This window comes from Rhodococcus erythropolis NBRC 15567 (assembly GCF_001552595.1).
Taxonomy (GTDB): domain Bacteria; phylum Actinomycetota; class Actinomycetes; order Mycobacteriales; family Mycobacteriaceae; genus Rhodococcus_F; species Rhodococcus_F erythropolis.
Genome location: NZ_BCRM01000002.1, coordinates 22,147 through 48,433 on the forward strand (window position 1 = coordinate 22,147; position 26,287 = coordinate 48,433).

The window sequence follows — 26,287 nt, forward strand, 5'->3', positions numbered from 1 at the left end:
ACCTAACACGTCTTGAAATTCATTAAGAAGAAAATCGATTCCAGATACACGATCGCCTAATTGCCTGATTGCCGAACCTCCACGAGATCCTCGAAAAATATCAGACAGAAGCCTTATCGCTTCCCTGCCAACCCTTTGACGCATGCGGATCATAATATTCTTCGGACATCACGTGGATGCGCACACAAGCCTGTGACTCACGACATTATCCGATTTATCACGGGAAATCGTGATAAATCATCACCGTCACTGAAGTGCAACAACGCCTTAAGTTACAGATTCAACTAGTTCCAAACCATGGGGTTTCTTCCTTTTTCTCGGCGTCTCGAATCCGTAATGCTTGACATCGAATTGTCTTTCGTTCTCAATGAGCGATGTCAACTGACGATGATGCATCTCAGTGCATCAACGCAGTAATTCCGCTATCGAATCCAGTGAAGGGACCAGCCGCGAAATGACGGTTGCCGAGAGCTTGAAAGATAGGAATCTGTACTCCAACCTCAGGCGTGCTGCTGATTTGAGCAACCCATTCTGGGATCGCGCAGTCAGTGAGGGTCTGGCCGATATCACCGCCGATCGCGTCGCAGGTTTCGAACACCGGACGATCCAAGGATACGAATTCGAGAACTTCTCCACGTACTCGTATCTGGGGCTCGACACCGACGACCGAATTCGTTCGGGTGCGATCGCCGCTCTCGAGCGCGAACGAACGTTGAACAGTTCCATCTCGCGGATGAGAGTCCACTCCAGCCTTCTCGACGACACAGAGGCCGCGTTGAGCGAACTGCTTGACGCACATGTGCTCACCCTCGGATCCGCCGCAAACGCTGCGTGGAGTTTGCTCCCCCTCGTTGCGTCCGGGTTGCTCACCGGCGGTGAACCTCCCCTCATGGTGTTCGACAAGAACGCACACTTCTGCCTCAATGCCATGAAGGCGAGCGTCGCCGACGAAACGACGATCGTGACCATTCGGCACGACGACGTCGATGAACTCGAAAGTCTTTGCCGAACAAATTCTCAGGTGGCATACGTGGCGGACACCGTCTACAGCACAGGCGGGAAGGCGCCGCTGAACGAACTGTTTGCATTACAGGCCAAATACGGACTGATTCTCGTTCTCGACGAGGCGCACAGCACCTCGGTCATCGGACACAACGGGCGTGGCGCGGTCCTGGATCTCATCGGCAGCCTCAATGATCGAACATTCTTGCTGACATCACTGAACAAGGGATTCGGTGCTTCCGGCGGCGCGATCGCACTCGGCCGGAACCGGGACAGTCGAAATCGTGATCTCGCACTTCGCTACGGCGGCCCGTTGACGTGGTCGCAGCGTGTGAACGTAGCCGGGCTGGGTGCTATTGCGGCGTCCGTGGAGCTCCACCGCAGCGGAGAGGTCGACAAGCGGCAGCGGCAACTCCGCACGGTTGTCGAACTGTTCGATTCGCTCGTCGACACGCCGGCATCGGGCGATGGACTCCCGATCCGCTTCGTCACGCTCCACGAGGAAGAACAAACCATCACCGCAGCACAGAAACTGCTGGCTAGCGGTTTCTACACATCGGCGGTCTTCTTCCCTGTCATCGGCCGGGGCAAAGCCGGGCTGAGACTGATGCTTCGGGCGGACCTTCCACATGCAACGATCGAGCGCTTCGCCGACGTCCTACGAAGAGTCACGGAATGAGCGACGACCGCACTGTCGCAGTGACACCTCTGGCTTGTGCCGTCGTGTTGACAGCACAAATGGCCACGACCATCTACCTCCCTTCACTGCCGAAGATCGCGACGGATCTGGGCATCGAAGATTCCGTGGTGAAGTGGTCTGTGACACTCTTCGTGATCAGTGCCGCACTTCCGGTGGTCGTGTGGGGGCGGTTGGCAGATCGACTCGGACGCAGGACGGCACTGTTGTCCAGCTTGGTATTGTTCGTGATCGCCTGCGTTGCATTGGCTTTGGTCCAGAGCGTCGCCGTACTACTGATCGGCCGGATCGTTCAAGGCATCGGAGCAGGGGGTGCGGCCATCATCGTGCGAATGATGGTGAAGGACAAGTTCACCGGTTCGGAGTTGGCTAGTCGATTGTCGCTGTTGTCGATGGCATTTGTGGTGGCTCTGGGCGGTGGTCAACTGATCGGCGGCGCTCTCGCGTCGTTCACCTCGTGGCGAACCGGCTTCGGCGTGCTCGGAGTACTCGGAGCAGCACTCGCTGCGGTGGCACTGAGGACCGAGAACACCACAGTCCGCGACAACAACGAACGCGTTGTTCGGTGGAATGCCATAGTCCTGACACCCCAGTTCTACAAACCAGCCATTGCGGGGGGCCTGGGTTTCGGCGCGATAGTGCTGGTGCAGCAATCGAGCCCCTTCCTGTTCAGCGATCGATTCGACCTGCAACCGTGGGCATTCGGAGCCTTCGGAATCCTCTACGGAACCGCCTACTTCAGCGGCGCGCTTTACGTCAATCGAAGGGCCACAACCGTCGGTTCAGAGAAGTTGATGCGCCGAGGTGCGCTGTGCATGCTGCTTGCCGGTCTCGTCCTCATGCTCTGCTGGTATCCCTCACTCGGTTCCACGCCGTTGCTCGCGGTCTTCCTGCTCGGATACATCGCACTGACATTTGGGCAATCACTTCTCTTCCCGAACTCGGCAGCATCAGCAGTGACGCATTTTGCTGAAGGCGGAGCCATCGCCGTCGCGTACTGCGGACTCGTACAGCAGGGGATTGCCGGCATCGCCTCTGTAGTCGGACCTCTCGCATCCGATGAACGCGTGTGGTCGGCAATCGTCGCACTGATCACTGCAGCAGCGACTGCGCTCGTATTCTCCCTCCGCACAGCTTCCTCCGAACCGACAGTAGGTACGTCCCATGCCAGTCATTGAACGCACCGCACAACTCGACCCCGGTACCCGCGAGCAGAACTTACTGGCATACAAGGAAATTCGCGAGCGAGTTGCGGACGCGCAACACTTGTCCGTTCACGGGGCACCCGAGCGGTCGGTCGCCAAGCACCGGGCTCGCGGCAAATTGCCCGCTCGCGAACGCATCGATGCTCTTCTCGACGTGCAGTCCCCGTTCTTCGAGATCGGACAACTTGCCGGATTCGAGGTGTACGACGAGCAACTCCCGTCGGCTGGTCTGGTCACGGGCGTAGGGCTCATCCGCGGCTCACTCTGCGCCATCTTCGCGAACGACGCCACCGTCAAGGGCGGCACCTACTACCCGCTGACCGTCAAGAAGCAACTGCGATTGCAATCCGTCGCTCGTCGGCTGAGGCTGCCGTGTGTCTATCTCGTCGATTCCGGAGGTGTTTTCCTTCCGATGCAGGACGAGATCTTCCCCGACGAGCACCATTTCGGCGAGATGTTCAAGAACATCGCCGAAATGTCGGCGGACGGCATCATTCAGATCGCAGCGGTCATGGGTTCCTGCACGGCTGGAGGTGCATACATCCCAGCGATGTGCGACGAGACCGTCATCGTCCGCGGTACCGGCACCGTTTATCTGGGCGGCCCTCAGTTGGTCAAGGCTGCAACCGGTGTCGACGTCGAACCGCAAGAGCTCGGCGGCGCCGACGTGCACGGGGTGATCAGCGGCGTCGTCGATCACATCGCCAACGACGACATCGAGGCTCTGAGCATGATCGCCGACATCGTCGCCCGCGGTGATCGACGGGAGGTACGGGCGCCGTCACGATCTCCGCGACCACCTCTTCACTCCCCCGAATCGCTCGACACGGTGATCCCGGCTTCCTCGAAAACCCCGATCGTCGCGCGCGACGTTCTGGCCCACCTGCTCGATGCCAGCGAATTAGTCGAGTACCGAGCGAATTACGGCCGAACCATCGTCTGCGGGACCGGCCACATCGAGGGGTACACCGTCGGGGTCATCATGAACGACGGTGTGCTCTTTTCGGAGGACTCCCTCAAGGCCGCGAACTTCGTCGAACTGTGCGCACAACGAGACATCCCATTGTTGTTCCTGCACAACGTCAACGGATTCATGGTCGGGAAGCAGTACGAAGCGGAAGGTATCGCCAAACACGGAGCGAAACTGGTCAATGCCGTTGCTTGCGCCAGGGTTCCCAAGCTCAGCATCGTCATCGGCGGAAGCTACGGGGCGGGAAACCTCGCGATGTGCGGACGCTCGATAGGTCCTGACTTCATGGCCGTGTGGCCGAACGCGAAGACCACCGTGGTCGGTTCCGAGCAAGCAGCGTCGGTGATGGCATTGATGAAGATCGAATCTGCGCGCACACGCGGAACTCCGCTCACGGAAGAGGAAATCGAGGAAATCAAACGGCCGATACGCGAAGGTTACGACCGGCAGGGCGAGTCGGTGTACGTCGCATCCAGGCTATGGGTGGACGCGATCGTCGACCCGGTCGACACGCGATCCTGGGTTTCACTCGCGCTGTCCATGCTTCCCCGCAATCACGGAACTACGCGCTTCGGCGTCTTCAGGATGTGAGAACATGACTCGACTTCTCATCGCCAATCGGGGCGAAATCGTCACGCGCATCGCGCGCACGGCCCGTCGTCTCGGCATGTCGGTAGTGACGATCTCCTCCCCCGTCGATTCACACGCACAGTGGCATCGCCTCGCCGATCACACCGTGCTTCTGGACGGAGACATCCCCTCGGAGTCCTACACCAATTCGGATCAAATCATTGCGGCCGCGCTGGCCGCGGATTGCGACGCCGTGCACCCGGGTTACGGATTTCTCTCCGAAGACTCCGATTTCGCTGAAGCCGTCGTCGCTGCAGGTCTGACATTCGTCGGTCCTGCCGCTGAATCCATCGCTCTACTCGGAGACAAGGCAAGAGCGAAGAAGGCCGCCGCTGACGCCGGCATCCCGACTCTCACCGCGTGGGGCGAGGCAAGCGCCGATCCCGATACCGTCCTCGGTCACGTTCGATCTCTCGACGTGCCGGTGCTGCTGAAACCGGTGTTCGGGGGCGGCGGCAAGGGGATGGTTCGACTACATCCGGGTGATGACGCACGAGAGGTCATCACCTCTGCAATCGGTTTGAACGGAAGGAACTTCGGCCGCGGCGACCTGATGATCGAAACGCTGGTGGAGCGTCCGCGTCACATCGAAGTTCAGGTCCTCTTCGATTCCTTCGGTACAGGAGTTCACTTCTTCACCCGTGAATGCTCCCTACAGCGTCGCAACCAGAAGATCATCGAGCAGGCACCGGCAAGTTCTGTCCCCGAATCGGTCCTGGGAGCCATGCAGCACGACGCTCTGCGACTACTCGGAGGCGTCGGCTACGTGAATGCAGCAACCGTCGAATTTCTGGTTGACGCCGAAAACCGCTACTACTTCCTCGAAGTCAACACGCGCCTGCAAGTCGAACACACGGTCACCGAGGAAGTGACCGGCGTCGATCTCGTCGAACTGCAACTCGACATCGCCCTCGGCGCCCGTTTGCCGTTACAGCAGCGCGATATCGCGCTGCGGGGTTTCGCGGTGCAAGCCAGAATCTACGCAGAGGATCCGTCGAACGGATTTCGGCCCGCACCTTCACATTCTGTGGACGTAGCCTGGCCGTCGACGGTTCGCATCGACAGTGCTTTCGAGGGTGCCGGCAGCATTCCGCCGTTCTACGATCCGATGATCGCAAAGGTCATAGCAAGCGGTCCGACGCGGTCAACCGCACTGGAATCACTGGACCGAGCTTTGGCCGACTCCAGTTACTTCGGTGGAACCTCGAATATCGGTTTCCTCCGACTTCTCTTGGCGACACCGGCTGTGCGCGCGGATGACATTCACACTTCCTTCGTCGACGAGCACCTCCCTCGGTTGATCCCGGATTCTGCAGAGCTCCAGGCCACCGCCGCTGCTGTTGCGATGGTGTGGACTTCCGTCGAGGAACAATCGCCGGTCACCGGGTCGTCATGGACCGGCCCCCACGGACTACATCGAGAGACATTGCGCAAGGTGGGATCCGACCCGATCGGACGCGAACTCATTGCCGACGGCCGCGTCGTGCCGACCACGGTCATCTCACAACGAAGCAACCACTGGATTGTCGCCGCCGACGGCCGGAACATTTCGGTGGTCGTCAGGGGCGGAACCGACGAAGTGACGCTCAGCCTGGTCGCCGATGGTTTGACAACCACCGCTGGACGCCTCGGAGTCGGCACCGGTACATGGGTGTGCGTTGGTGGCTGGACCGTGAAGGTAATCGAGAAAGTCTATACAGCAAAGGATTCCGATCTCAGTGACGGAGAGATCACATCGAAGATGCCGGGAACCGTGCTGGCAGTGCTGCAGACTGGAACGCGGGTGTCGGAAGGTGATGTCGTCGCGGTCGTAGAAGCAATGAAGATGGAGACTGCCCTTCGTGCTTCCTCACCCGGAATCGTCTCGGCGGTGACAGTAACGGTGGGAGATGTCATCGATGCCGGACAAGTGCTGGCAGCCGTGGCGCCATGAGTAAAGATTGCCACGATCTTATCTCTTTCTTGACTGAAGCAATTGTTACACAATATCTTTCATGTCAGAAGCAGGGGGAATCGAGCGTCGCGCAGTCATTGTTTCCGCAACCGAACTCTGCGAACTCATTCGTTCCGATCGGACGCTCGTCGTCGTCAACGTGGTACGAGACAACAGCGAGGGCGGAGCCGGAATCATTACTGCGCCGCAGTCCATCACATTGTCGATCAACAACTTTCAAAGCAGTGGCGGCGGGACTGAAGGGAATCGACCGCTGCCAGATCTCGACGCATTCGGAGGAACACTGAACGATCTGAAAGTATCCACCGATGCTCACATCGTGGTCTACAGTTCGGACAGCCCCCTGCTTGCGGCCCGCGCGTGGTTCACGCTTCGCTGGGCGGGACGTTCAGTGCGGTACTTGGACGGCGGATCGTCCGCATGGGCTTCATCCCGAAAACCCATATCGACAAACGATTCGATGCCCGTACCACCTTCCACCGCTAGCACGACACTCGCCGACGCAGAAGGCGCCCTGCGCGCGGCATCGGCCGGCAGATTGCTCGACGCCCGAGGATCGAGCAGTTTCCGCGCCGGCCACATCCCCGGATCTATCTCAGCGCCGGCAACTGACCTACTCGACGACAACGGATTCCTACTTCCCGACCGCGAGTTACGAGAATACTTCCACCAGTTCGGAATAGAGCGTGGTGGCACCGTCGTGTCGTATTGCGGCGGCGGAGTTGCCGCGTCGCACAACGCACTGGCGCTTGCAGCGGTCGGCATCAGCTCCGCGGTCTACGTCGCGTCGTGGTCGGGGTGGAGCGCCGACCCCGAACGACCCGTCTCCACTGACATCCATCACACACCAAGGAATCCGGACCAGCGATGACACGACAGATGATCCTCGGCGCCTACATGGTGTTTCCGAGTATGCACAGTGCCGGAATGTGGCGACATTCGTACTCGGAGAATGCCTTCGAGGACAGAGCGCTCTACGAGCGATACGCGCAAGCCGCGGAACGAGCGAAATTCGACCTGATATTGATACCTGAGCGTGTGCACTACGTCGACGGCCACACCAAATACGGTCTGCTGACCGGCTTTCAACATGATCCGACGCAGTTGGCTGCAGTGGTAGCCGGCGTAACAAATCGTATCGGTCTCGGCGTAACCCTTTCGGCAAGCTTCAACAGCCCGTACAACTTGGCGCGAACTCTGGGCAGCCTCGACATACTCAGCGGTGGGCGCGCGGCCTGGAACATCGTGATGACGGCGCCCGGTCCGGCAAACGACAACTTTCCCGAAGTCGATCGGCTTCCGAGAGAAGAACTGTACGAGCGCGGCGACGAGGTTCTCGAAGCGACCACCGCACTCTGGTCATCGTGGGACGGCGACGCCGTATTGGCCGATCGCGACAGCGGAATCTACGCAGACACAAGCAAGATTCACGCGGCCGACTACAAGGGCAAATACTTGTCGGTGCAGGGTCCACTCACCTTGCCACAATCACCTCAGGGCCGCCCGGTCTTCATCCAGGCAGGTGAATCGGCGCGAGGGCGCGAGTTCGGTGGGCGGTGGGCAGATCTGGTCTTTGCGATCGACCCGTTGGAGGAAGATCTTCGAGCGAAGCGCCAGGCAATTCGCGGCTACGCGGAAGAGGCTGGACGCGACCCTGATTCGGTGCGCCTCGTCGCCGCCGTGCAACCGATAGTCGGCGAGACGACGAGCATCGCGAAGGAACGGCAGGAGTATCTGCGATCCCTGATCCATCCGGATGCAGCAATCGAGTGGGTCTCCCACTCCGCCGGACTCGATCTGTCGCAGTTCGATCCGACAACTCCGATCAACGACGTCGTCGATCAGGGAAAAGGTCCGTCGCGTCGTCTGGCGCGGCTGATCGACGCCCAGGATCTCACTATCGCCGAAGCCGCACAGTTGTTCGCGCGTAACGATCTCACTCCCGAGATTGTCGGCTCGCCGCAAGAGATAGCGGACGAGTTGACCCATCTCTTCGAATCGGGAGCAGCTGACGGTTTCATCCTGACGGCTACCCACTTCCCCAGGGGGCTCGACGACTTCGCCAGTTCCGTTGTGCCACTTCTGCAAGATCGGGGCGTGTTCCGGCGCGAATACACCGGAACGACCTTGCGGTCCAACATCTTCGATTCCACTCGCACTTCCACACGATGAACGGAACTCAGTCCATGACGACGTCGCGGCTTTCATCCACACCGATCCGAGTCGCCATCCTGGCGTCGACGCTTGCAGTTGCGGCTGGTTGCAGCACTGCAACACCAACTGCCAGCGCGGACTCCGAGCCCGCGTCCGGGGGCGATCTGACCTTTGCCATCAATACGTTTCCACCGTGCATCGACAAGACCCTGAACGGTCAAACCGCCACGGCGTTCCATCCCCTCTACGACAAACTCGTCGACCAGAATCTCGACACCGGGGAGATCGTGCCTTGGTTGGCGACGTCCTGGGAGGTCCAGAACGACGGTCGACGATTCGTCTTCACTCTCCAGGACGGAGTTACCTTCAGCAACGGCGAACGTCTGGATGCACAGGTCGTGGCAGATAACTTCGAGAGCCAGAAAAGACTGGGAGACAGCGGCTTCGCAACCACTGCAAAATCTCATCTCGCGACCTTCATCGGGGCCGAGGTACTCGACCCCTCGACTGTCGCACTCGATTTCTCGGAACCATCGGCAGGATTCCTTCAAGCCGCCCGCTCCGACACGCTCGCCATCATCGCACCGGAATCCTTGAAGAAGACGCCCGAAGAACGCTGCGCCCAGGGCGTTATCGCTTCTGGTCCGTTCGTACAGAAAGAACTGGAGACCAACGCGAAGGTCGTACTCGCCCGCCGGGACGGGTACCACTGGGGATCCTCACTCAACAAGAACAAGGGAGAGGCATATCTGGATTCGATCACCTTTTTGGTGATCCCCGAATCCTCGGTGCGAATCGGCGGTTTGACGTCAGGACAACTGGACGCCGCGATCGACATTCCGAGCACAGACGTCGACCGCGCACAAAGCGCCGGACTCACTGTCATCCCGTCCATTGCTGCCGGCATCAACGACTCGCTCTTGCTCAACCCCACGTTCGCGCCGGTACTTGCGGACCTGAACGTGCGGCGTGCTTTGGTGAAGGGCATCGATACCCAACAGATCATCGACACCACCTACACACCGAGTGACGAGAAAGCACGCAGCATCCTGTCTGTGAAAGCGCCCGGCTACACCGATCTCTCGTCCGAGTACACCTATGATCCGTCGGGTGCGAAGTCACTGCTGGACGCCAGTGGATGGACAGTCGGCGGTGACGGATTCCGAACCAAGGATGGTGAGAAACTGACCGTGGAATTGGCCTACCGCAACCACCTCCCACAATCGCAGTTCGAACTGATCCAATCTCAGCTGCGCGACATCGGAGTCACGGTGAACTTGCAACCTCGCTCGACTGCCGAGGACAACGCCGCGAGAACCGACGGCACGTGGGAATCGATCTACTTCCAGAGCTTGCGCGCCGACGGTGACGTACTGCTGGTGTTCAGTCCCACTCTCGGCTCGACCAAAGGCATCGCCTCGACTCCCGAGCTGAATGCGTTGCTGGTCAAACAATCTCAGACCGTTGACATCGATGCGAGAAACGAAGTGTTGAAGGAGATTCAGGAGCTGATTGCCGATCAGGCACTGGCGATCCCGTTGCACGCCTCTTCGTTGATCTACGCGACGACTCCCGCGGTTCACGACCTGCGCATCCAAGCCGATCTCTACTCGGTGGACTTCGTGGATGCGTGGAAGAGCTAGTTCACACTTCCTCAACTCGACAACCTGCTTCGACAAACCCTTTTCTCGGAAGGAACCCGATGTTCACCCGTCCTCGCACCGCGACACTTCTGATCTCTGCCCTGGCCACAGTTGCCCTCCTTGGCACCGCTTGCGGAAGCCCAGATGAAGAATCGACCGAGCAACATTCCGGTGCAACAACATCCGGTATCAACTTGTCGGCCGAGCAGAACCGCATCAGTACCGACAAGGTTGATTCGATCGCAGCGAAGGTCCCTCAGGAGTTCCGCGACCGAGGCACGATCCGAATCACCGGCAACGCTGGAACCGCGCCGCCGTTGCGCTTCTATGCCGACGACGACAAGACGGTCATCGGTTCCGAGACCGACTTCGCGTATTTGATTGCAGAGGTGCTCGGGTTGAAAATCGACCTTCAGGTCGCGGATTGGGCCCAGAATTCAGTGCGGATCGATTCGGGAGATGCAGATGCGTTCATCTCCAACGTGACGGTCACCGAAGAGCGTAAAGAGAAGTACGACTTCGCGACGTACCGCCTCGATACTCTCGCATTCGAAGTCAGAAAGGACAAGAATCTCTCACTCGAGAAGCCGGAAGACATCGCCGGACTGAAGATCGGAGTCGGCGCTGCCACCAATCAGGAGGCATTGCTTGTGAAGTGGAACGAGGACAACGTCGCGGCCGGGCGTGCTCCCGCTGAAATCACCGTGTACCAGAAGACCACTGACTACTACCTGCCGCTGTCTTCCGGTCGAATCGATGCTTACTTCGGCCCCAACCCGTCATCGCAGTTTCACGCTGCACAGACTGGCGAGAACGAAGTGATCGGTCAGTTCTCCGGGGCCGGTGAGGCCGCGTTGGGCCAGATCGGTGTACTGGTCAAGAAAGACAACGGCTTGGTACAACCGATCAGCGAAGCGATAGATCATCTCATCGAAAACGGCACATACGAGCAAGTTCTCGAGCGGTGGAAGATCACCAACGAGGCAGTCGACAAGTCGCTGGTCAATCCCCCTGGCCTCCCGAAGACGAACAAATAGGAGAACACCACTGGTGGAGTAAAAGCCGAGTCAGGCCGAAGGACCGGCATCGACGTCGGTAGTTCCCAGCCGTGCGAACTGCGCCGGGTCACGTCGTTCGAGTCGGGAGCCGAGTAGCCAGCCGACAGCCAAGCTGACCGGTGTGACGGCAACGAGCACCACGTTCACTGCCGTGCCGGCGGCAGTGATCAGCTCCATCTGATCAACGATCAAATACGTTGCGTAGACCGACATCAGGAGAGCGGATGCGGGCGCGATCAAGACTCTCCACACCGAATGCCCACGGCGATCTTTCCAGAAGAATGCGATGACAGCCGCGGCCGCCATGACCTGAAGCACGACGATGCCGACAATGCCTGGCGAGTTCACCCACAGCAGGAGTTCGAGGTACGGGTCTGCGCCGATGATCACGAACACGACGATCACCACCATCGCGAGGAAACTCTGGACTGCGCTGGCAACGTAGGGCGACTTGTAGACCGGATGTAGTTTGCCCAACGCTCGGGGCAGCACGCGTTCACGCGAGAGCGCAAAGACGTAGCGGGTGATCGCGTTGTGGAACGCGAGCAGACTGGCGAGAATGCTCGTGATGATCAACAGTTCCATCAAGGTGCTCGCCCAACCGCCGACGTACTGCTCGATCGCGTTGAAGTACATGCCGGCGGGATCGGAAGCAGCAAGCGCGAGAGCCTGATCCGGGCCGTACGCCTGAATGATGATCCACACCATGAATGCGTAGAAGAGTCCGAGGAACGCGACGGCAACGTACGTTGCCCGCGGAACCGTCCGAGCGGGATCTTTAGCTTCCTCCCGATACAGGGCGGTGGCTTCGAATCCGATGAACGCAGCGAAGGCCAGAGTCAACACCCCGCCGAGGCCTGGACTGAAAACATTGGAAGGAGCAAAGGATTCGACATCGATTCCGACGGCTCCGCCTTGAAAGAGGACCGCTCCTGCGAGCAGAACCAGAATCCCTGTCTCCGCGGTCAGCAAAAGGATCAAAAATCGCGCCCCGAGGTGTACCGATCGAGATCCGAGGAACCACACCAATCCAACACCCAACAGCGACCACAATCCCCACGGCAGATCTACCCCGACCAGGTCCGCCATAGTGGTTTGGGCGAAATATCCTAGAGCCCCGAAGATTCCGATCTCGAGAGCGTTGTAGGACACCAACGCGAGTACTGCTGCGGCGAGCCCCCAGCGAGGCCCGAGTCCAACTGAAATGTAGGCGTAGAAGGCGCCTGCATTGTGGATGTACTTGCTCATCGCAGTGAAACCGATTGCGAACACTCCCAACGCGAGCCCCGCCAAGATGTATCCGCCCGGAGCCCCGATGCCTGCAATGTTCAAGGCCAGCGGCGCGACCCCTGCCATCACCAGCAATGGAGCCGCGGCGGCCACGACGAAGAAGACGATCCCGGCAGTGCCCAGGACGCCTCCTTGCAGCTGCACGGTGGGCGAGGTTTCAGATTTCTTCATGAGGCACTTCTCCAGTGAAGGAAGGGGCATGACGAGGAGAAAACAGGAACGGGAATCACCGACCGGATTAATCGAATCAGTTTCGATTATGATAGATCCTTGTGACCGGCGCCACAAGGGCATAATCGAATCAACTTCGATTAGAGAGGTGGGACCGTGGGTAGACCTCGTATCGCACGCCTGGACCGCGAACGGATCGCAAAGGCTGCACTGGAACTAGTCGACCGCGACGGCGACTTCACGATGCCTGACCTGGCGAAACACCTGAATGTTCAAGTCTCGTCGATCTATCACCACGCCAAGGGCCGCGCCGCGGTCGTAGACCTGGTTCGTGATCGCGTCGTACGTGAAATCGACGGGTCGTCGTTTGAGCGCTTGCCATGGGACGAAGCGTTCTCCGAGTGGGCGAGGTCGTATCGAGCCGCGTTCAGTCGCCACCCCACTTCCATCCGCCTCCTCGCCACGGAGACGGTGCGCGACCCCACGTCACTGTCGGTGTACCGCGCTCCCGCTGCGGGTCTGTGCGAGGCGGGATTCCCGGACGACCACATCTTGGCCGTCATCACTGCATCGGAGAATTTTCTGCTCGGAGCGGCACTGGATGCGGCCGCACCGGAGGTCATGATCGAAGCGGACGCGACAACACCCGACGACGCCCTGACTCGGGCACTTGCCGCGGCACCGAGGGGACCGGCCAGGGCCGAGCAAGCCTTCGAACTCGGCTGGACGGCATTGCTTTCAGGTTTTCGACGCCTCTTGCATGAGGTGCACGAGTAGCCGTCGCGAATCCGGCCGGGAGGTCAATGAACGCGCTTACCCGCCAACCAGGTTCGGGACACGACCAGGTCACTGAGCTCCTTGGACGAAGCAAGGTGGCGGGGATCGACGGGCAGCTGGATCATGTCGGCTCGCATGCCCGGAAGGAGACGACCCCACGAGTTCTCTTCGAACCCTTGATAGGCGATACCGGCCGAATATGTCGCGAGGGCCCAGTCGAGGCCGACGCGTTCACGAGGCAGCCATCCTTCGCTCGGAACTCCTGCAGACGTCTGGCGGTGAATTGCGGTGGCAATTCCCTTGATCGGTTCGTGGGCCGTGATGGGCCAATCGCTGCCGAATGCCACTCGCGCGCCTCGCTCGGCGAGACTTCCGATGCGATATTGCAGCTCACCGCGGTCGACGCCGATACGCGGAATGGTCAGTTCCGTCATCAGAGGATCGAGCTGAGCCCAGAGCGGCTGGAAATTGGCAATCACGCCCAATGATTCGAACCGGTCGAGGTCGTCGCCGTCAACCAATTGCAGATGCGCGATCGTGGCGCGCCGATCACGCGGGCCATTACAGCGATCGACGTATTCGATCGCGTCGAGCGCCATGCGTACACCTGCATCACCGATGGCATGGATATGGATCTGAAAGCCCAACCGGTCCACTTCAGCTGCAACCCGACCGAGTTCATCCGTCGTCCAGTTACTGATTCCGTGCGAATGCGGGCAGTCCGAGTACGGCGCAAGGAGCGCTGCCGTGCCCGCCTCGATGACACCGTCGGCGAAGAATTTCACCGTTTCGGCTCTGACTGTGTCACCGCCCCGTTCTGCAACTTTCTGCCGAGCCTCGACAAACGCCGGTAGGTCGGCTTTCCAGCTCTCAGGTGTTGCTCGGAAGGCAAGATTCACTCGCGTCGACAGGCGCCCGCTTTCAGCGGTGGCCAACCAGATCTCGACATCGTCCAACTCGGTCCATGCATCCTGAACCCAAGTGATACCCGCTGCCGCAAGCATTTTCGATGCCGCAGCAAGCGAATCGACTCCGTCGTGAAGTGTCACCTCGGGAAGAAGAGCCAGTACCGGGTTGATCGCTCCCCATTCACGCAGCGTCCCCAGCAACTCGCCGTCAGCTGTTCGCACAATTTCCCCGCCGACCGGATCCGGGGTATCGCGCGTCAGACCGGCGCTCCGAAGCGCGGCGCTGTTGACCCACGCGGTGTGATAGTCCATCGTGCGCAAGACGACCGGCCTGTCCCGCACTACATCGTCGAGCCAGTGGGCGTCGAACAGTCCGCCCGGCGCCAGAGTGGGAGAGACGCCCTCTCCGAAGATGCACTCGGCGTCCGGATTCGCGTCCGCCCAGCGACGCACTTCCCGCACCACCTCGTCGATGCTGTCGCAATCACGAATCTTGGCGCCGCGCATTTCCAGGCCAGCCATCAACGGGTGAACATGGCCGTCGCCGAACGACGGTAGAAGCGCTCCCCCTGCCAAGTCGACAACTTCCGTACGGGCCGACTCCAACGCCCTGGCCGCATCCCCCAAAGCAACAACTCTGCCGCCTGCAACGGCCAATGCGTCACTGACACCGCGGGCCGAATCCCCCGTACGAATCGTGCCTCCGACGAACAGAAGTTCGGCCTCCACTTCCAGCACCTCCGCAATTAATCGAATTTGATTCGATTAATCTAGACCGCGTTTGTACCGCCGTCAATAGCGGTTCAGTCGTTGCGAATTGAAGGATCTCCGGCGCTGTTCAGCCCGAAAGCTCAGTATCGCGAATAGTGCTGCATCTCCTCACGATCGGCAGCGCAGATGCACTTTCGATCGAGACCGCGGTCGGCTGTCACTGCGCAGAACCGAACGCCGAGCGGATCGTGGGATTCCATACTGTGCTGACACGCAGGGCAAATGGACGGCGTTTTCTGATCCGCGTCTGTCGACTCGGCTTGCCCTGGTGCATTCGACACATCGGACGGGTTCGACGCCATACAGGCGCTCCAGTTCTCGGCCGTTCGACCACAGACCGGGTTGGCGTCGAGGACGACATGGCTTGACCGCGCATATACGAATGACCCTCGACGTACCCCCACGCTACTCGCTTCGGCGCACCGGTTTGTACCAATTTCTGCCACGCGACAATCACCGTCGAGCAGGATAGAACTACAGCACGCACCATTTCCGTGCAGCGTTCGAATCCGTGCAGCATCCGAAGCGAAAGGGCTTCTTGTGAACACTTTCCAACGTGTATCCGCCGCCGTCAACGTAGTGGTCCAACCACTGATCGGCGCTCCGATCGTGGGCAAATTACTCGGCCGTTCAATGACCGTCATCACCTACGTCGGCCGCAAATCGGGACGTACCTTCAGCGCGCCCGTGTCCTACAAAAGAAAAGGCGACCATGTGACGATCGGAGTTGCCATGCCGGACAAGAAAAGCTGGTGGCGCAATTTCTATCCGGAACAAGGCCCCATCGTTCTCCAACTGGACGGTATCGATCGTCCTGGCGAAGCCCTCGCACATCGAAAAGGCAAGGGAGTTTACGTTTCGGTCGAACTCGCGCCTACGGACTGAAACGATCGAAACGGCACCGGCGCAATCACATTCACTTCACACTGATCGCCTAGCCGAACCTCGGTGATCCATATCTCGTCGCGATCGGGACCTTTGACTCTGTGCAATCGACACTCGGTCTCGCACCGTTCGACGCGGGTTTTTTGTCGACCGTTTGACGAACAACCCGTCCTTGCCAGTACATTACCGTCCGGTAACATCGATGGCAGGCGCGAGCTGGAAGAGGTGACCACCGTGACGATCGGCATCTATCTGGTCGACGACCACGAGATCGTCCGTCGTGGATTGGCAGACCTGTTGAATCAGGTATCGGGACTCAACGTTGTGGGCGAGGCGTCGTGTGTTCGCGAAGCTTCGGACGGAATACCCGAATGCCGACCCGACGTGGTCGTCATGGACGTCAGACTTCCCGACGGCAACGGTGTGGAACTGTGCCGGGAACTGGCGTCGACCTGCCCGGAAGCGGCCACGTTGATGCTCACGTCGTACTCCGACGACGACGCCCTACTCGACGCCCTGATCGCCGGCGCACGCGGATTCGTCCTCAAGAACATCCGCGGCCACGACCTGGTATCCGCGATCCGTACGGTCGCCACCGGCAAATCGCTGTTGAACACTCAGGCGGTGGTCGGTTTGGTCCGGCGCATCCGATCCGAGCAGGAGTCGGGCACTGCGGCAGCACTGTTGACCGATCAGGAACTGTTGATCTTCGAGTTGATCGGCAAGGGGCTGAGCAATCGAGAGATCAGCACGCACGCGGAACTCTCGGAGAAAACAGTCAAGAACTACGTCTCACGCATCCTCGAAAAACTGGGTCTCGAACGTCGAACGCAGGCTGCAGTTCTGGCGACCAAGCTTCGTGCGGGCACTGCTTACCCGGATCCATCGGGACAGGCGACCACACACCTACTGACGCCGTCCGGTTCACCATTCTCCGCCACTACAGGCACACACCATGCCAGGTAGCCGCGACGCGCTCATGCTCAGCCTTTTCGGCGACATCGCCGGAAGCGCAGAGCTGACTGCCCTCAACCCGACTGCAATTCCCAAGCTGCTCAGTGCCGTATTGACAGTCGGGTCCACCCTCCAACTCGACGAAACGCTGCAACAGATAGTCGACGTCGCAAGACATGTGCTCGAAGCGGACTACGGTGCGCTCGGCGTGAAGTCTCCCGACGGCCGCTTGTCGCGCTTCATCCATTCCGGTTTGAATCAGGGGCAGGTTGCCAAGATCGGGCATCTTCCCGAAGGTCACGGACTGCTGGGCCTGGTCGTTCAAGAACCTTGTCCGGTTCGAACCGACCGAATCGCCTCACACCCGTCCTCGGCGGGGTTTCCAACCAATCACCCACCGATGGACACGTTTCTCGGTGTTCCGATCTTCGTCAGGGGCGAGGTGTTCGGCAGCATCTACCTCGCGGACAGCTCGGAACGGACTGCATTCGACGACCGTGACGAGGCCGTACTCCAGATTCTGGCAAACGCTGCGAGCATCGCCATCGACAATGCGCGTCTGTTCGAGGAATCCCAAACGCGGGAAGCGTGGCTCAAGGCCGTCGCCGCCGTAAACGCACGCCTGCTCAGTGGAGGATCTCGCGACGAGACACTGGCCGAACTGGTTCGCACGACGCGCCGTCTCACCGACGGCAATCTGGTGTGCATAGTTCGCTACGACCTCGGCGAAGGGCCGGGTGTTCACGTCGCAGAATCCCGGACTCGCGGGATGACCGTCTCGGACGGCACAGTTCTCGATCTTTCCGGAACCGTGATCGACGAAGCTGCCCGCAGCCGGCGAACGATTTCCGCCCCCAGCGCCAGTGCTGTTCCGGCACTGCATGTTTCCAGCGAGGAATCCGTCGTCGCACTCCCATTGTCGGGAACCTCGTTCGGCGGCGGCGTCCTCTTCGCGTCACGCCGCAGCGATCGTCCGTGGGGCGTCGATGAGATCGAGCAGCTGACGGCAATGGCCGACATCGCCGCTGTCACTGTCGAATTCGCCGAACAGCAACGAAAAGAGCGACTGGTCGACGTCCTCGAAGATCGAGACCGAATCGCGCGTGATCTTCACGACCACGTCATTCAGCAGTTGTTCGCCACCGGATTGAGTTTGCAGGGGGCATTGCAACGTCCCGGCGACGAGGAAACCATTCGCACGGTGTTGGACAACTCCGTTGATCAACTCGATCGAACGGTCCGCGAAATCCGCACCGCAGTCTTCGACCTCCACACGAGTGAGATGTCGACTCCCACAAGCCTGCGACGCCGATTACTCGACGCCGTCAACGGTCTGTCCGGTCACTCGTCGATCACTCCCAGCGTCACTTTCGAGGGGACCATCGACAGTTCCGTCCCGGCTCGACTCGCCCCGCACGCCGAAGCCGTTGTGCGAGAAGGGTTGAGCAATGCTCTGCGGCACGCCCATGCCAACGCCATCGACGTCACCATCCGGGCAACGGAAGATCTTGTCATCAGCATCGTCGACGACGGTGTGGGAATCGACCAGGCAACCAGAATCCACGGTCTCGACAACCTGGCGACCCGCGCTCGTCAGTGCGGCGGCTCGAGCAACATCACCAGCGAGAACGGCGTCACCGAATTAGTGTGGCGAGTTCCGCTGAGCCCCAGGCGAAGTCCGTTGTCAATCCAGCACCGTTGAGCGTCAGAGCGGATCCAGTTGGGCCTTGAGCAGGCAGAACTCGTTACCTTCTGGATCGGCCAGGACATGCCATTGTTCCTGCCCCGTCTGGCCGATGTCGGCCGGCCGCGCACCAAGACCCAATAGGCGTTCCAGTTCGGCTTCCTGATCGCGGTCGGTGGCGTTGACGTCGATATGCAGGCGGGGCTTACCCTTCTCCGGTTCGTCTCTGCGACTGAGGATGATCGTCGGCTGCGGACCGCCGAACCCTTCGCGCGGGCCGATCTCCAGAGAACCGTCGTGCATTCGATCGAGCACGACGAAGTCCAGGACCTCGCACCAGAACCGCCCCAGAACCTCAGGATCCCGGCAACCGAGCACCAATTCACTGATACGACATGCCATGACAACTCGCTTTCCATCCGCAAGGACAATTGTCTTTCGACCGTACCGGACCACGTGATCTACGCCATGCCGCCCTGTCCGATCCTCGGGACCTTTTCCCCTCGTCCGAGGTCGTGGCCGCCGCGATCATTGCGTTTATGTTCCACAGTCCCAAGAATTCTCGGTATTTCGTCACGTCGATGCGCACAGGCGGCCGTCGTGGTTGATCTCGCGCCCCGGCCGGTCGACGAGGTCGATATCCACGTCGGCGCAACTCCCCGGACCGCTCCGAAGGGTTCGAAACTGGTCGAGATCCTGAGGACCACCGATCACAAGATGATCGGGCTGATGTACATCGTGACATCGTTTGCCTTCTTCCTGATCGGCGGACTGATGGCGCTGCTCATGCGCATGGAATTGACTGTCCCGGGAATGCAATTCCTGTCAAACGAGCAGTACAACCAGTTGTTCACCATGCACGGCACGATCATGCTCTTGCTGTACGCGACCCCGGTCTTCTTCGGATTCGCCAACTACCTCATGCCGCTGCAGATCGGCTCGCCGGACGTGTGTTTCCCGCGGCTCAATGCGTTCAGCTACTGGTTGTATCTCTTCGGCGGCCTGATCGCCTCCGCCGGGTTCGTAACACCCGGTGGTGCAGCAGATTTCGGCTGGACCGCTTACGTGCCACTCACCAGCGAACTCCACTCCCCCGGTATGGGTGCCGACCTGTGGATCATCGGGCTTACTCTCGGCGGCGTCGGCACCATCCTCGGCGCAGTCAACATCGTTTCGACGATCGTCTGCCTGCGGGCCCCCGGGATGACGATGTTCCGCATGCCGATCTTCACGTGGAATGCGCTGGTCGCCAGCATGCTGATCCTCCTCGTTTTTCCGCTGCTCGCTGCTGCCTTGATCGGGCTGTGGGTGGACCGGCACCTGGGAGCGCATTTGTTCGACCCCGCGACAGGTGGAGTCATGTTGTGGCAGCACCTGTTCTGGTTCTTCGGCCATCCCGAGGTCTACATTCTGGCGCTTCCGTTCTTTGGCATAGTCTCCGAGATCTTCCCTGTCTTCAGCCGCAAGCCGATCTTCGGATACACCGGATTGGTCTACGCAACACTGGGAATTGCAGCTCTGTCGATCGCTGTGTGGGCGCACCACATGTACGCAACCGGCGCCGTTCTCCTCCCCTACTTCTCGTTCATGACCTTCCTCATCGCAGTTCCCACCGGAGTCAAGTTCTTCAACTGGATCGGCACGATGTGGAAGGGGCAGTTGACTTTCGAGTCGCCGATGCTGTTCTCCGTCGGCTTCCTGGTCACATTCCTGTTCGGCGGACTCTCCGGCGTAATTCTCGCAAGCCCGCCCCTGGACTTTCATGTCACCGACTCGTACTTTGTTGTCGCGCATTTCCACTACGTCCTCTTCGGAACAATCGCGTTCGCGACATACGCCGGAATCTATTTCTGGTTCCCGAAAATGACCGGCCGGATGTTGGACGAGAAGCTCGCCAAGATTCACTTCTGGTTGACACTGATCGGCTTTCACGCGACATTTCTCGTCCAGCATTGGCTCGGCGCTCAGGGTATGCCTCGGCGGTACGCGGATTACCTGCCGTCGGACAATTTCACTCTTCTCAACACGATCTCGACCGTCGGCGCGTTTGTGCTCGGAGCCTCGACGATTCCGTTCATCTGGAACGTTTTCAAGAGCTATCGGTACGGACGGATCGTGACGGTCGACGATCCCTGGGGATTCGGAAACTCACTCGAATGGGCGACGTCCTGCCCTCCACCACGACACAACTTCACCGAACTCCCCCGAATCCGCAGTGAGCGGCCGGCATTCGAACTGCACTACCCCCACATGGTCGAGAGGATGCGCGACGAGGCGCACGTCGGACTGCTTGGTCACAAGCCGGTTTCCACGGTAAGCACAGAGGTGAAATGACATGAATGACGGCACGAAGTATCGAGTTTGGGCAGAAAGTCAGCAGGTTGAACGCCGAGCGAAACCCGGCCATCTCCTGATGCCGTTGCTCGTCCTCATGTTCGCAGTCACGACGCTCGTGTGGTTGCCCCTGACAACTGCCGCTTGCTCGATAGTGGTTGCAGGATTGCTGTTCGGCACTGTCCTGCAAGCCAGTTCGCATTCAACAGAACCTTCGACAGACATAACGCGAGGAGCTCGGAATGACCTCCCAACTTTCGACTGACGTCTTCACCTCGGAGTGGTCCGCAGACGGAGCGGTCGTCGTGTGCATCGATGGATCCCCGCTGCGCACCGACGTGATCACGTGGGCGGCCGAGTTCGCGCATCGCCACAGTCTCTGGATGCGAATAGTTTTCGTAGCTCCGAACACCGCAGATCCGAACACCGGCGATCCGAATACCTCGGCATCACCGACCGGCCTGTTCATGGAAGCCATTCAGATCGCAGAGTCGGTGTCGCCAGATCTTCGGATCCGGACCGATCTGATCTCCGGGGAGAACACCGCAATCCTCACCGCGTTGACGTCCGAGGCCGCCTTGATCGTCAACCCCTTGATCGTCACTCAACAGGACGATCTCACTGCACCCGCCCCGGCATGTTCATTCGCAACAGTCGGAACTTCGTGTGAAAGCCAGGCTACGGCTGATCTTCCCGTTGTCGTCGGTTTGGACGGAAGCGCCTACAGCGAAAGCGCTCTGGCCATTGCATTCAAGGAAGCCGAGGCCGCGAACACCGAACTGGTCGTCGTGCACGCTGTCCCGCCCGAGGCCGAGCTGAGTCGAAACTTCGAAGCCTGGCACGCGCCCCAGCATTCGACGCCGCTGACGTGGCAACTTTCAGGTTGGGCCACGCTCTACCCCGGCGTCACCATCCGACAGATCGAGTACGACGGCCCTTCGGTTGCCATTCTGGAACAACTCTCCACCGAGGCACGGCTTCTCGTCGTGGGCCGGCGCGGCCGAGGTTCGTTCGACGACACCGCTCTCGGCACCACGAGCAGTGCAATGATTCGAAAAGCTCACTGCCCGGTCATCGTTGCGAGCGAAGCCTGAATTGGATCCTCGCTCGGTCAGAAGCCGTAACTGTGGATGGGTGCGAGCTGACCGGCGTGGTGGGCTTCGATCACGAAACGCTCGTGGTCGACCAACTTCTCCGGGAGTTCGTCAACCGGCCACCACCGCAGATCTGCAGATTTCAACGGCTCCATCCGGCGTGGTTCACCCGACCACGTGCGGCATTCGTAGAAGAAGTCCACTCGATGATCCACCGGGTCGACCCCTTCCGCATGTCGGCGATGCAACACGGTGAGTGGCTTCAGTTCCGAGGAAAGCAGCTCCACGCCAAGTTCTTCCGCGGCCTCCCTGACAGCCGCATCGAGTGCCGACTCCCCCAGTTCGACGTGTCCCGCAGCAGCGTGAGCCCAGTATCCGTCCATGAAACCGGTGCCCTCACGCAACTGCAACAGCACCTCCGGCCGTTGCGCCGGGTTGCTTCGACGAAACATCACGTACACCGCTGGTACCAGCGCAAATTGATCGGCCACATGACCACGCTATCGTGCGGGAAACGGCGGCGCCCCGCGAGAACAAAGCTCGCGGGGCGCCGACGGCTAATCTGCTGAATCAGTTGACGTCGAACCTGTCGAGGTCCATCACCTTGGTCCAGGCGGCAGCGAAGTCCTCGGCGAACTTCTGCTTCGCGTCTTCGCTGGCGTACACCTCGGAGAGTGCGCGCAGTTGCGAATTCGATCCGAAAACAAGGTCGACCGCAGTTGCCGTGTACTTCGGAGCTCCAGTCGCCCGATCAACCCCGTCGTAGACGTTCTCATCCGTCTTCGACGGCTTCCACTCGGTACCCATGTCGAGAAGGTTGACGAAGAAATCGTTGGTCAACGTCTCGGGACGGTCGGTGAACACCCCGTGGCCGGTCTTGCCGAAGTTCGCGTTCAGCGCGCGAAGTCCGCCGACCAGAACTGTCACCTCGGGCGGGGTCAGCGACAGCATGTACGCGCGGTCGACCAACAGAATCTCTGCCGGAATCTTCTCCCCTCCCTTGAGGTAGTTCCGGAATCCGTCGGCCCGGGGTTCGAGTACCTCGAACGAGTCGACGTCTGTCTGCTCCTGAGTCGCATCCGTACGTCCCGGCGTGAACGAGACCGTGATGTCTTGTCCGGCGTTCTTCGCGGCCTGCTCGACTGCCGCTGTACCACCCAGAACGATCAGGTCGGCAAGTGAAACCTTGGCTCCACCAGCCTGGTTGAATTCCTGCTGAACTCGCTCGATGGTCTGAAGCACCGCGGAGAGGGCTGCGGGCTCGTTGACTTCCCAGTTCTTCTGCGGCTCCAGGCGAATTCGAGCACCGTTGGCGCCGCCGCGCATGTCAGTGCTGCGGAAGCTCGCAGCCGACGCCCACGCGGTCGACACCAACTGTGAGACGGACAGCCCGGAATCGAGAAGTCGACTCTTGAGGATCGCGATGTCCGCGTCCCCGATCAGTTGATCATCGGCCGAGGGAACCGGGTCCTGCCACAACTGCGGTTCGGGAACCCACGGTCCCAGGTAACGCGTGACCGGTCCCATGTCGCGATGCAGGAGCTTGTACCAAGCCTTGGCGAACTCTTCAGCGAATTCTTCGGGATGATCGAGCCAACGCCGTGTGATTTTCTCGTACGTCGGATCCAGGCGTAGGGAGAGGTCGGTGGTCAGCATCGTCGGAGTACGTCCGGCCGACGAATCGAACGGATCCGGGATCGTGCCGGCCCCCGCGCCATCCTTCGGGATCCACTGCCACGCACCCGCCGGGCTCTTGGTCAGCTCCCAGTCGTATCCGTACAGAATCTCCAGGAAAGTGTTGTCCCACTTCGTCGGAGTGGGAGTCCACACGACCTCGAGACCACTGGTGATCGCGTCCTTACCCACGCCCGTACCGAAGGCGCTCTTCCAGCCCAGTCCCTGTTGCTCGACGGGTGCGCCTTCCGGTTCGGGTCCGACGAGGTCGGCCGGACCGGCACCGTGTGTCTTGCCGAAGGTGTGGCCGCCGGCGATCAGCGCGGCCGTTTCCACGTCGTTCATCGCCATGCGAGCGAAGGTTTCTCGGATGTCGCGGGCGGCCGCTACCGGGTCCGGTTGTCCGTTGGGTCCTTCGGGATTGACGTAGATCAGGCCCATCTGAACTGCGCCGAGCGGTCCGGACAGTTCACGGTCTCCGCTGTAGCGCTCGTCGCCGAGCCAGGTGTCCTCAGGACCCCAGTAGATCTCCTCGGGCTCCCAGATGTCTTCTCGGCCGAAGCCGAAGCCGAAGGTCTTGAACCCCATCGACTCCAGAGCGCAGTTGCCTGCGAACACCAGCAGGTCGGCCCAGGAAACCTGTTTTCCATACTTCTGCTTGACCGGCCAGAGCAGGCGACGTGCCTTGTCGAGGCTGGCGTTGTCCGGCCAACTGTTGAGCGGGGCGAAACGCTGAGCGCCTTGACCGCCACCGCCGCGGCCGTCTGCGATGCGATAGGTGCCGGCAGCATGCCAGCTCATACGCACGAAGAGTCCGCCGTAGTGTCCGTAGTCGGCCGGCCACCAATCCTGCGACGCCGTCATCAAGGCAATGACGTCGCGTTTGAGCGCCTCGACGTCGAGCTTGGCAAATTCCTGCGCATAATCGAAGTCGGCTCCCATCGGATTCGACTTGGACGAATGCGCATGCAAGACAGAGAGATCCGGCTGATTCGGCCACCAGTCCCGGTTGGTTCTCGGACGATTCCCGGTCGGTGTCGGAGACGGGATCGCGGGGTTTTCACTTTCGCTGGTGCTCGCGGTGTTTCCATCGTGAGCAACCGGGCAACTATCGGACACGGTAATCCCTCCATGAGCGAGTAGAACGGACTTCGATCACGGGTGTGATCGCAAACTCTGAGTTGTCGAACAGTCGGCACACAGGCCCCAGTAGATGACCTCGGCTTCATCGAGGACGAAGCCGTTGTGCGCCGACGGCGTCAAGCACGGTGCCTCTCCGACTGCACAGTCGACATCTGCAACGGCCCCACAGGACCGGCAGACGACGTGATGGTGGTTGTCACCGACGCGAGACTCGTACAGCGCCACCGATCCGGACGGTTGGATCCGCCTGATCAGCCCGGCGTCGGTGAGAGCGTGCAACACGTCGTAGACCGCCTGCCGCGACACCCCCGGCAGAACAGCCCGCACAGCATCGAAGACAGTCTCGGTGGCTGCGTGTGGGCGTGCATGCACAACCTCGAGCACCGTGACTCTGGGACGAGTCACGCGAAGCTCAGCGTTACGCAGTTGGGCTGCATAATCCGGCGTCGAAGGCACCTTTCCACTATTGCGCAATCTTCTGGACTGAACCCAGACTTTCGCGAAAATCCTCGCCTACGCGGATTTGCCGACCGATTCGTCAGCGCTCCGAACAGGACGGACGGGGCCGGGAATCATGGGAGATGAACTGGGGGTATGTCTTGTTGTGCCAGTCGCAGTTCAGCGGCGGCGATGACGCCGGGGAAGTAGTAGTGCCCCTCCGGCGACTGAACAAGAGATGCAGCGTCGATACCGTCGACTTCCCATACGTCAACCGCGCCGCCGGTGTTGTTCATTCTGACAAACCAGTCCCGTTCGCCCTCGTCGCTGGCGAGGAAGCATCCCTCCTGCTCTGCTCGTAGACTTCCTGCGATTCCGCGAGCTGAGCCCATTCGGCGCCAGTCCAATCCATACCGCTGGATCGACGCACGGTTCAAGGCGGAGGTGACGTGGTAGCGGGTCGACATCGTCCAAAGGTAACAATCTTCCGTTTGTTCCAACTACGGTGAAGGGGAGAATCCGCCGAGGTCAGGAGTGATCGTGCCCAAATTGGAGATCAAGAGGAAGTCACAACTCTCACGGCAGGAAGTCGCCGACCGACTCATCGCCCTCGGCCAGGCCCTCGCCAGTGGATCGGAAGTGGAACTGGGGTCGGGTGGGGACTCGATCGAAATCAGTGTTCCGGAACAGGTTCGGTGGGAACTCGAGATCGAAGTCGACGGCAACGAGGTCGAGATAGAAATCGAGATTCACTGGCGCGACGACCCTCAGGAAGAATCAGAAGAGAAGTCTCCGCCGCCCACCAAAGCAGTTCGTCGCAGCCGACCGCGCAAGAGCACTGCCAAATAGGC

The 26,287-nt window shown here is 60.1% G+C and carries 23 protein-coding genes; 15 read left to right on the plus strand and 8 right to left on the minus strand.

Translation table 11 applies throughout. The features are described 5' to 3' along the window. The first annotated feature begins 454 nt into the window (after positions 1-454). The 8 genes from RE4_RS06710 to RE4_RS06745 all read left to right on the plus strand — a co-directional run bounded on the left by RE4_RS06710 (position 455) and on the right by RE4_RS06745 (position 11,292). Positions 455-1,681 (plus strand): aminotransferase class I/II-fold pyridoxal phosphate-dependent enzyme, encoded by a 1,227-nt coding sequence (locus tag RE4_RS06710; protein ID WP_046378078.1) that lies wholly within the window; start codon positions 455-457, stop codon positions 1,679-1,681. After that, complete coding sequence (locus tag RE4_RS06715; protein WP_060938288.1) at positions 1,678-2,877, plus strand: MFS transporter; 1,200 nt, start codon at positions 1,678-1,680, stop codon at positions 2,875-2,877. Before RE4_RS06710 ends, RE4_RS06715 begins: the two co-directional genes overlap by 4 nt. Then, the gene (locus RE4_RS06720; protein ID WP_060938289.1) at positions 2,864-4,465 is read left to right on the plus strand and encodes a carboxyl transferase domain-containing protein; all 1,602 of its coding nucleotides are present in this window, start codon (positions 2,864-2,866) and stop codon (positions 4,463-4,465) included. Before RE4_RS06715 ends, RE4_RS06720 begins: the two co-directional genes overlap by 14 nt. 4 nt (positions 4,466-4,469) lie before the next feature. After that, on the plus strand, positions 4,470-6,437 hold the full coding sequence (locus RE4_RS06725; RefSeq protein ID WP_060938290.1) for an acetyl/propionyl/methylcrotonyl-CoA carboxylase subunit alpha: 1,968 nt from the start codon (positions 4,470-4,472) through the stop codon (positions 6,435-6,437). A gap of 61 nt (positions 6,438-6,498) precedes the next feature. Then, positions 6,499-7,329 carry a sulfurtransferase gene (locus RE4_RS06730; protein WP_060938291.1) on the plus strand — a complete coding sequence of 277 codons (831 nt, stop codon included), beginning with the start codon at positions 6,499-6,501 and terminating at the stop codon, positions 7,327-7,329. Next, positions 7,326-8,630 carry an NtaA/DmoA family FMN-dependent monooxygenase gene (locus tag RE4_RS06735; RefSeq protein ID WP_060938292.1) on the plus strand — a complete coding sequence of 435 codons (1,305 nt, stop codon included), beginning with the start codon at positions 7,326-7,328 and terminating at the stop codon, positions 8,628-8,630. The genes RE4_RS06730 and RE4_RS06735 overlap by 4 nt, the downstream gene beginning before the upstream one ends. A 14-nt stretch (positions 8,631-8,644) precedes the next feature. Next, positions 8,645-10,255: an ABC transporter substrate-binding protein gene (locus RE4_RS06740; RefSeq protein WP_158630208.1), complete on the plus strand. Its 1,611-nt coding sequence runs from the start codon at positions 8,645-8,647 to the stop codon at positions 10,253-10,255. Between the two features lie 59 nt (positions 10,256-10,314). Further along, positions 10,315-11,292, plus strand: a complete 978-nt coding sequence (locus tag RE4_RS06745) for an ABC transporter substrate-binding protein (protein WP_020968685.1) — start codon at positions 10,315-10,317, stop codon at positions 11,290-11,292. A 30-nt stretch (positions 11,293-11,322) separates the two neighbouring features. Here the strand turns inward: RE4_RS06745 and RE4_RS06750 are convergent, their stop codons facing one another. Continuing rightward, positions 11,323-12,774 (minus strand): APC family permease, encoded by a 1,452-nt coding sequence (locus RE4_RS06750; RefSeq protein ID WP_060938294.1) that lies wholly within the window; start codon positions 12,772-12,774, stop codon positions 11,323-11,325. Positions 12,775-12,930: 156 nt separating this feature from the next. Here RE4_RS06750 and RE4_RS06755 point away from each other — a divergent pair, with 156 nt between their 5' ends. Then, positions 12,931-13,551, plus strand: coding sequence for a TetR/AcrR family transcriptional regulator (locus RE4_RS06755; protein WP_029254655.1), 621 nt, complete (start codon positions 12,931-12,933; stop codon positions 13,549-13,551). 23 nt (positions 13,552-13,574) lie between these two features. On the opposite strand, the gene RE4_RS06760 is transcribed toward RE4_RS06755, so the two are convergent. Next, on the minus strand, positions 13,575-15,188 hold the full coding sequence (locus RE4_RS06760) for an amidohydrolase (protein WP_029254654.1): 1,614 nt from the start codon (positions 15,186-15,188) through the stop codon (positions 13,575-13,577). A 122-nt stretch (positions 15,189-15,310) separates the two neighbouring features. Further along, positions 15,311-15,874 carry an RGCVC family protein gene (locus tag RE4_RS31795; RefSeq protein WP_306305299.1) on the minus strand — a complete coding sequence of 188 codons (564 nt, stop codon included), beginning with the start codon at positions 15,872-15,874 and terminating at the stop codon, positions 15,311-15,313. On the opposite strand from RE4_RS31795, the gene RE4_RS06770 reads away from it, so the two are divergent. The 3 genes from RE4_RS06770 (at position 15,771) to RE4_RS06780 (ending at position 18,771) form a co-directional block, all read left to right on the plus strand. After that, positions 15,771-16,115, plus strand: a complete 345-nt coding sequence (locus tag RE4_RS06770) for a PNPOx family protein (RefSeq protein WP_019747516.1) — start codon at positions 15,771-15,773, stop codon at positions 16,113-16,115. The two genes, RE4_RS31795 and RE4_RS06770, sit on opposite strands and share 104 nt — an antisense overlap. A 234-nt stretch (positions 16,116-16,349) precedes the next feature. Beyond that, the gene (locus RE4_RS06775) at positions 16,350-17,081 is read left to right on the plus strand and encodes a response regulator transcription factor (protein WP_060938362.1); all 732 of its coding nucleotides are present in this window, start codon (positions 16,350-16,352) and stop codon (positions 17,079-17,081) included. Further along, positions 17,071-18,771, plus strand: a complete 1,701-nt coding sequence (locus RE4_RS06780) for a sensor histidine kinase (protein WP_021343146.1) — start codon at positions 17,071-17,073, stop codon at positions 18,769-18,771. Before RE4_RS06775 ends, RE4_RS06780 begins: the two co-directional genes overlap by 11 nt. 3 nt (positions 18,772-18,774) lie before the next feature. Here RE4_RS06780 and RE4_RS06785 read toward each other — a convergent pair whose 3' ends face one another. Beyond that, on the minus strand, positions 18,775-19,155 hold the full coding sequence (locus RE4_RS06785) for a VOC family protein (protein ID WP_020906510.1): 381 nt from the start codon (positions 19,153-19,155) through the stop codon (positions 18,775-18,777). Between the two features lie 198 nt (positions 19,156-19,353). Here RE4_RS06785 and ctaD point away from each other — a divergent pair, with 198 nt between their 5' ends. Both ctaD and RE4_RS06795 read left to right on the plus strand, forming a co-directional pair. Further along, the gene (ctaD, locus tag RE4_RS06790; RefSeq protein WP_019747520.1) at positions 19,354-21,087 is read left to right on the plus strand and encodes an aa3-type cytochrome oxidase subunit I; all 1,734 of its coding nucleotides are present in this window, start codon (positions 19,354-19,356) and stop codon (positions 21,085-21,087) included. Between the two features lie 242 nt (positions 21,088-21,329). Further along, a complete protein-coding gene (locus RE4_RS06795) occupies positions 21,330-22,181 on the plus strand; it encodes a universal stress protein (protein ID WP_060938295.1) in 852 nt (283 codons plus the stop codon). Positions 22,182-22,198: 17 nt separating this feature from the next. Here RE4_RS06795 and RE4_RS06800 read toward each other — a convergent pair whose 3' ends face one another. The 4 genes from RE4_RS06800 to RE4_RS06815 all read right to left on the minus strand — a co-directional run bounded on the left by RE4_RS06800 (position 22,199) and on the right by RE4_RS06815 (position 25,903). After that, on the minus strand, positions 22,199-22,672 hold the full coding sequence (locus RE4_RS06800; RefSeq protein ID WP_020906507.1) for an NUDIX domain-containing protein: 474 nt from the start codon (positions 22,670-22,672) through the stop codon (positions 22,199-22,201). A gap of 79 nt (positions 22,673-22,751) precedes the next feature. After that, positions 22,752-24,974 (minus strand): catalase/peroxidase HPI, encoded by a 2,223-nt coding sequence (gene katG / locus RE4_RS06805; protein WP_060938296.1) that lies wholly within the window; start codon positions 24,972-24,974, stop codon positions 22,752-22,754. Positions 24,975-25,010: 36 nt separating this feature from the next. Further along, a complete protein-coding gene (locus RE4_RS06810; protein ID WP_019747524.1) occupies positions 25,011-25,454 on the minus strand; it encodes a Fur family transcriptional regulator in 444 nt (147 codons plus the stop codon). Between the two features lie 116 nt (positions 25,455-25,570). After that, positions 25,571-25,903, minus strand: coding sequence for a hypothetical protein (locus RE4_RS06815; protein WP_060938297.1), 333 nt, complete (start codon positions 25,901-25,903; stop codon positions 25,571-25,573). Between the two features lie 73 nt (positions 25,904-25,976). On the opposite strand from RE4_RS06815, the gene RE4_RS06820 reads away from it, so the two are divergent. Then, positions 25,977-26,285: an amphi-Trp domain-containing protein gene (locus tag RE4_RS06820; protein ID WP_024487387.1), complete on the plus strand. Its 309-nt coding sequence runs from the start codon at positions 25,977-25,979 to the stop codon at positions 26,283-26,285. The last annotated feature ends 2 nt before the right edge of the window (positions 26,286-26,287 follow it).